A 6,328-nucleotide genomic window follows, 5' to 3' on the forward strand; every position below is an offset into this window, starting at 1 on the left:
TGTCTTTTTCCACCTGAATCAGAACTGATTTCAAAATTGCTTCAAGAGCTTCTACATCCTTGTAGACTGAGATAATTAACGTTGCTTTCACGCTTCAAAGATAGAAAATTAACATTTAGTATTTAGTAACCTTTTCTAATCAACTCAAACCGAGTGTATTTGACCCGTATTTTTGCGATATGCAGTTAGTTTATACCAGTTTGGTTTTTATTTTCGTCTCCTTTGTATCTTTTAGTCAGGGAGTTACGGTTTTAATTGATCCGGGTCATGGCGGATCTGATCCCGGGCATGAAGCAACGGACAAGAATTTACCTCCGGAAAAAGACCTGACGCTTAAAATTGCCCTGAAATTCGGAGCATATCTGAGTGAAAAACTGGAAAATGTGACTGTGCTCTATACACGGACGGATGATCGTTACCCGACTTTGGACGAACGGGTGGAAATGGCGAATGCGAAAAAAGTAGATTATTTTATTTCGATCCACATCAACGGAAGTCCCAATTCCAATATCAAAGGAACCGAATCGCATGTTCATTCGTTTACTTCGCACGCATCCGTCAAACTGGCAAGAGCTTTTGAAAATGAGTTTAAAGGGCGTGCCGGAAGAAAATCAAGAGGTGTAAAAGATTCAGACGACCGCGAACACACGCTTCAGGTTTTGAAGTTTACTCAAATGACCAGTGTATTGGTAGAATGCGGTTTCATGACCAATAAATCGGAAGCCAACTATCTGAATACGTCCGAAGGACAAGACATTATTGCTTCAGCCTTGTTTCGTGGAATGCGGTCTCATCTGAAGGAAGCACATAAAAATATTTCATTCACCAAAAAGGAGGCGGAAACCTCAAAAGATTCCAAATCTGGAAAAGACAGCGGGAAAACCTACAGTGTTCAGATTATGAGTTCAAAAGAATGGCTGGATACTGAAAAAGGAGGCTTTAAGAATCTGAAATATGCCGTAAGTCGCACACAGATTGCACAAACGGGTTATCGCTACAAATATTTTTCAGGAAGTTTTGCTACCAGGAGTGAGGCTGAAGAGTATTGTGCGGAAGTCCGGAAGAAGGGTTTCCCCGACTCAATTGTTGTGGAACGGAAAAATTAAGTTGAAATGTATTACTTTTGTGACGAAACACACTTGAACACATTAATTTACCAAAAAGAATATGGCAACTGTTTTTGAAACACGTTTAATTGGAAATATTGGAAAGGATGCTGTCGTGAAGCAAATGGAGCGCGGTGTCATTGCCATTAATTTTCCGGTTGCGCACAATAAGAACTGGCGCGATAAGCGTACAGGGGAAGCAAGAACCAAAACGACTTGGGTAAATTGCACGATTTGGAAAAAGGAAGGCGCAAATATGCGTATCCTGGATTTTTTAAAGAAAGGTGCCCTGGTGGAACTGGTGGGAACTCCGTTTGCAAAATCTTTTTCTCAGGAAGACGGAACTTTCCGTTCGGAAATTCGCTTGAATGTTTCACGTACGAATATTTTGAGACCTGCAAAATGCGAAGATGAATTGATGTTCGACATGATTGATGATAACGAATCACCATGCGAAGACGAAGGATGTGACGCAAGTTTGGAAGATTTTACCTTGTCTGAAGATGATTTTTAGTCCTGAAAGTCAGGCTAGTACTGAATTCCATTAAAAATAATTGCAATTTTTTTCGAGGAATTTGTGTTAAAAGCAATTCTTTGTCTATATTTGCAACCGCGAAAGCGATATAGATTCCTTCTTAGCTCAGTTGGTTAGAGCATCTGACTGTTAATCAGAGGGTCGCTGGTTCGAGCCCAGCAGAGGGAGCTTCAAAAAGAAAAGCCATTCGAAAGAGTGGCTTTTTTAGTTTATTGATATTTCTGGACGAGAAGTTTACCCGGAAAAGGGAACTTAAAGAGTCGTCAGAAATGGAGACACTTTTTATCTGATTTGATTTTAAAGGAAAAATGAATGCTTTTTTCACATCCTGGTTTGCTGTTGTAGTTTTTTTTGGGATAGGATTAATTTCAAGCTATTCTTTGATCAAACTCTTGAATAAGGGTAATTCGTATTCGGAAGTACGTAATTTTGGAATAGCTATTTTCAGTTTAATTTATTCTATAAGCCTGACAATTGCTAAACTCAGTGGTAAGTATTGAAGGACAAATTGATTGGTCAAATACTATAAAACCCGAAAAATCAAACCCCATTGACTCAAAAAACATTTTTTAGTAATTTTCTCCCATGAATTTGGATGCAGTTGCTTTTTTAATTGAACAGAGCCTGGAGGAATTGGGTGTTGATCCGGGATTATGCCGCGGAGACAAAGTCGGACAATGGAATATAACCTATAAAGGCTCAACGGTGTGGATCGATGTGTTTAACTTTCCGCAGAACCCCGATAAATACTACTTTCAGGTAATGAGCCCGCTGACGCGCATTCCCGATCGCAATCACGAAGCATTTTTCAAGAATTGCCTGGAGATCAACCACGGATTGTACGGCTCCGGAATCAGTATTAAAGGAGATTGGACCTATGTGCTTTCATTGCGCGAAGCAGATAACCTGGATAAAAGCGAAATCGACGCTACGCTCGATAGAGTGGCATTTTATTCTGCAGATTATTTCGGAAAACTGACCTTTAAATTTGAAGGCAGCTGGGATCCGAAACCGAATGACAAACCGGTGAATTTTAATTGATCTATTCAATCACGAAAAAACCATTTTTCACAGCATACATCACAAGTCCGGCTACATTTTTAGCACCGGTTTTTGCAATCAGGCTTCTCCGGTGATTGTTGATCGTAAGCGGTGATACGAAAAGATTGGAAGCAATTTCCTCAGTAGAAAATTCCCTGCAGATCATCTGCAATACCTCAACCTCGCGTGAAGTCAGCTTATTGGCTTTGTCGAACGTGTGTTCCCTGCGGACAAGCTCTTTTAAAAAGGGAGTTCGGATTGCAGCAGCATAATATTCTTCTCCCTGGGTGACTGCTTCAACTGCTAAAACCACTTCTTTGACAGGGGAATCTTTTGTCAGATAACCATTGGCACCCAAATCGTAAGCCTGCAGCATGTGATTCAATTGATTGTGCATTGTCAGCATCACCACCGGAATGGAAGAAAACTCACTTTCTTTCAACGTCTTCAAACATTCCAGTCCATTCATTTCGGGCATTTCCGCATCCATCAGAACAACATCGATTGCAACCGCTTTAATCAACGTGAGAGCCTCTTTTCCGTTGGAAGCTTCCAGGATTTCGAAAACAGGATTAGACTGTTTTAAAAGCAGGTGTAAGCCTTCACGAAATACAAAATGGTCATCAACGATTAGTACTTTCATAAATAATTTTTTGAAGCGGAAGTAAAATTTGCAGGTTCATACCGGAAGTGTCGGATAATTCATTCCAGAGTTGTTTGCCGCCAATGATTTCAATGCGTTTCGTAATGTTTTGTATTCCAAGACCGAGAGATACGGATTTTAACTGGAATCCTTTTCCGTTGTCCTGGTAGCTGAGAAACAAATAATCCGGAGTTTTTTCGATCTTGATATCAACCAATGTGGCGTCTGCATGACGAACAGTATTGACCAGCAATTCCTGGAAAATACGGATCAGTGAAGTTCCTTTGACCGGGTCTATTACCGGAAGATCTTCAGGAATAGATAGGGAAATATCGATATTCCCGAATTCATTGACATTGGTGATCTGCTCCTGTAACACCGCTTGAAGCGATTTGGAAGAACTGACTTCCGAAGAAATCATGTGTGAGATGTTGCGACACTGCTTAATGGCTTCCTGAACCTGAACCTGCATTTTAAGTAGCAAATCCTTTTGGGTGGAAGCTTCCATTTGTTCAGTCAGGTAACCGATTTGCATTTGTGTAATAGATAACATCGGACCGAGATTGTCATGAACTTCCCTGGAAATGGTGGTTCGTTCGCGTTCCTGTGCAGTAATGATGGATTCAATGGCTTCAGCTTCTCTTTTTCGCAGTTGGCGATAAAGCCGTGTAATAACAATGTAGATTGCTACCCCGAACGTAACGATCAGCAGGATGACGACCAATAATATGACCAGGATAAAACTATAATGCATGACGGATTTTCCGGATTTCGTTTATAAATATAAGATCTAATGAAAAGTAATAAAGAACAATATTATAGAAATGAATGTAAAAAATGACTTCAGAGTGTGAGGGTTTATTCATGGTGTCGGCCCATTCGAAAGAAGTGAGTATTGCTGCCAGAAGCGTGCAGATCAGAATGCAGATGCTGACTTTTAATTGAACCCTGAAATAGTCGGATTTGGGATTCATCAGTAGATCTGTTAAATGTACAAGAGCAGCTAAAAAATAAGTGCTGTTAAGAATCAACGGCCAAACCCCCGGAAGAATGCAATTGGGGTTGTAATAGTCTCCCTGGATAAGATATATCGGGAGAATGAGATATAATAAAAGGTAGGTGTAGCGCTTCCAATACGTATGCGTATGAGCAAACAGGAAACCAAAGAGAAATGGGGTTGATAATGTATTATTTATACTAAAAACAAAGCTGTTGTAAATGCGATGCATGGCAAGATCAATCGCTATAATTTCACTAATCAGGTTAATCAGAAGGTATATCATGAAGAATAAAATACTGATCCTGAAATTCTTTGATTGCAATCTCGTTCTCCAGGATTCAGGAAGCTTGTCATTCGATTTTCTAAGTGAAAAATAGTATATTGAAAGGAGAAGAACCCCTAACCCTAATATGGACAGGTATATTATAGCATGAATCATGTTAACTGCGTCGGAGTTTCCGGATTTCGTTGATGAATATAACATCTAATACAATGTAATAGAGCAAGATGTTGCAGAAATGTATATAGTAGAATAGGTCAGAGTATACAAAGTCGGTATTTATTTGTAATAAATAAGAGGAAGTCAGTATTGTTGCTAAAAGAGAATTGATCAAAATACACAAATTGACTTTTAATTGGAATTTGAAATACTCTGATTTAGGATTTTCAAGTAAGTCGGTCAGATGGGTAAGGGCTCCCAAAAAACAAATTCCGAAGAAGAGAATAGCTGAGAAACTGGAAGAAACGGCACGGGGATGATAATATCCGCTGGAAACAAGATAAATGACATAAATGGCGTATAAAATGAAATAAATATATCGCTTCCAGGATGTATGAGTATGAATGAATAAAAATCCGAAAAGAAATGGCATGAATAACGTTTGATTAATATTCTGGACAAAGAAGTTATAAATACCATGGTTTGCAAGATAAATAGCAATCGTTTCCCCAATAAAATCAATGAGAAGGTAAATCATCAAAAACAAAATGCTGATTCTGAATTTTTTTGATCGGGGAGTTTTTTTCCACTGGTCTGGTAATTTTTTTTCAGACTTTCTCAATAGCAAATAAAACATAGTCAGCGAACTAAAACCAATTCCCAGTGAGGATAGATATATAATAGCATGGATGTCCATTTTTTTTTTGATTATTGAGTTGAATAGAGAATAAGTATTCTTTAACTACGCCGGAGTTTCCGGATTTCGTTAATAAGTATGAGATCTAGTACAAAGTAATAGAAAACAATATTGTAGAAATGGATATAATAAATGAGTTTGGAGTAGAACGGGGTTGGGATTGTATCTGCCCAGTAAAAACTGGTCATGATGCATCCTAATAAACTGTAAACCAAGATACATGTGCAAATTTTTAATCGGAACTTAAAATATTCCGATTTGGGATTCACAAGCAGATCTGTCATGTAAAGAAGAGCCGCTAAAAAATAAATACTTGAGAACAATAGTGCTGAAAAATTGGAAAGAATGCAATCCGGATGATAATATCCTCCGGTACTGAAGTATCCCACAAGAATTAGGTATAATAGAACATAACTGTGTCGCTTCCAGTGGGTTTGTGTATGGATGAATAGAAACCCAAATAGAAATGGGGTCGCCAGAGTCAAATTGATACTGATAACAAAACTATTGTATATGCCATGCGAGGAAAGGGTAAAGGCCGCAATTTCGCCGGCAAATGTAATGAACAAGTAAATTGTCAGAAACAGAATACCGGATTGGAAACTCTTTGAAGGCAGTGACTTTTTCCAGCTTTCGGGAAGCTTTTCAGCTGACCTGCCCAGCATGAAATAGAATAGTGTAAGGAGGACAAATCCCAGACCCAATATCAGTAGATATATAGTGGAATGAATGGACATACTTATGAATGAATATAATTGCGACGGAGTTTCAGGATTTCTTGAATAAATATCAGATCTAATGCAAGATAGTAGCCAATTGCAATATCGAAATTAATATCAGCAATAAGCTCCGGGGTAGGAAGATTCT

The 6,328-nt window shown here is 38.7% G+C and carries 5 protein-coding genes and 1 tRNA gene; 4 read left to right on the forward strand and 2 right to left on the reverse strand.

The genetic code is table 11. The annotated features are described in order from the left end of the window. Window positions 1-179: 179 nt before the first annotated feature. From Q1V93_RS09025 to Q1V93_RS09040, 4 genes are all read left to right on the forward strand, one after another. The gene (locus tag Q1V93_RS09025; RefSeq protein WP_300663925.1) at window positions 180-1,106 is read left to right on the forward strand and encodes an N-acetylmuramoyl-L-alanine amidase; all 927 of its coding nucleotides are present in this window, start codon (window positions 180-182) and stop codon (window positions 1,104-1,106) included. A 61-nt stretch (window positions 1,107-1,167) separates the two neighbouring features. After that, window positions 1,168-1,620, forward strand: coding sequence for a single-stranded DNA-binding protein (locus tag Q1V93_RS09030; protein ID WP_124747600.1), 453 nt, complete (start codon window positions 1,168-1,170; stop codon window positions 1,618-1,620). Between the two features lie 115 nt (window positions 1,621-1,735). Continuing rightward, window positions 1,736-1,809: transfer RNA gene (locus Q1V93_RS09035), tRNA-Asn, on the forward strand. A 417-nt stretch (window positions 1,810-2,226) separates the two neighbouring features. After that, on the forward strand, window positions 2,227-2,682 hold the full coding sequence (locus tag Q1V93_RS09040; protein ID WP_300663928.1) for a YbjN domain-containing protein: 456 nt from the start codon (window positions 2,227-2,229) through the stop codon (window positions 2,680-2,682). A 1-nt stretch (window position 2,683) separates the two neighbouring features. On the opposite strand, the gene Q1V93_RS09045 is transcribed toward Q1V93_RS09040, so the two are convergent. Together Q1V93_RS09045 and Q1V93_RS09050 are read right to left on the reverse strand one after the other, a co-directional pair. Then, window positions 2,684-3,325 (reverse strand): response regulator transcription factor, encoded by a 642-nt coding sequence (locus Q1V93_RS09045; RefSeq protein ID WP_300663930.1) that lies wholly within the window; start codon window positions 3,323-3,325, stop codon window positions 2,684-2,686. Next, on the reverse strand, window positions 3,306-4,079 hold the full coding sequence (locus Q1V93_RS09050) for a histidine kinase (RefSeq protein WP_300663932.1): 774 nt from the start codon (window positions 4,077-4,079) through the stop codon (window positions 3,306-3,308). Before Q1V93_RS09050 ends, Q1V93_RS09045 begins: the two co-directional genes overlap by 20 nt. Between the last annotated feature and the right edge of the window lie 2,249 nt (window positions 4,080-6,328).

It is taken from the genome of Fluviicola sp., assembly GCF_030151805.1.
Lineage (GTDB): Bacteria > Bacteroidota > Bacteroidia > Flavobacteriales_D > Crocinitomicaceae > Fluviicola.

Coding starts and splice junctions, on each gene's coding strand:
- Q1V93_RS09030 (WP_124747600.1), top strand. CDS start 1,168: ATGGCAACTGTTTTTGAAACACGTTTAATTGGAAATATTGGAAAGGAT.
- Q1V93_RS09050 (WP_300663932.1), bottom strand. CDS start 4,079: ATGCATTATAGTTTTATCCTGGTCATATTATTGGTCGTCATCCTGCTG.
- Q1V93_RS09040 (WP_300663928.1), top strand. CDS start 2,227: ATGAATTTGGATGCAGTTGCTTTTTTAATTGAACAGAGCCTGGAGGAA.
- Q1V93_RS09045 (WP_300663930.1), bottom strand. CDS start 3,325: ATGAAAGTACTAATCGTTGATGACCATTTTGTATTTCGTGAAGGCTTA.
- Q1V93_RS09025 (WP_300663925.1), top strand. CDS start 180: ATGCAGTTAGTTTATACCAGTTTGGTTTTTATTTTCGTCTCCTTTGTA.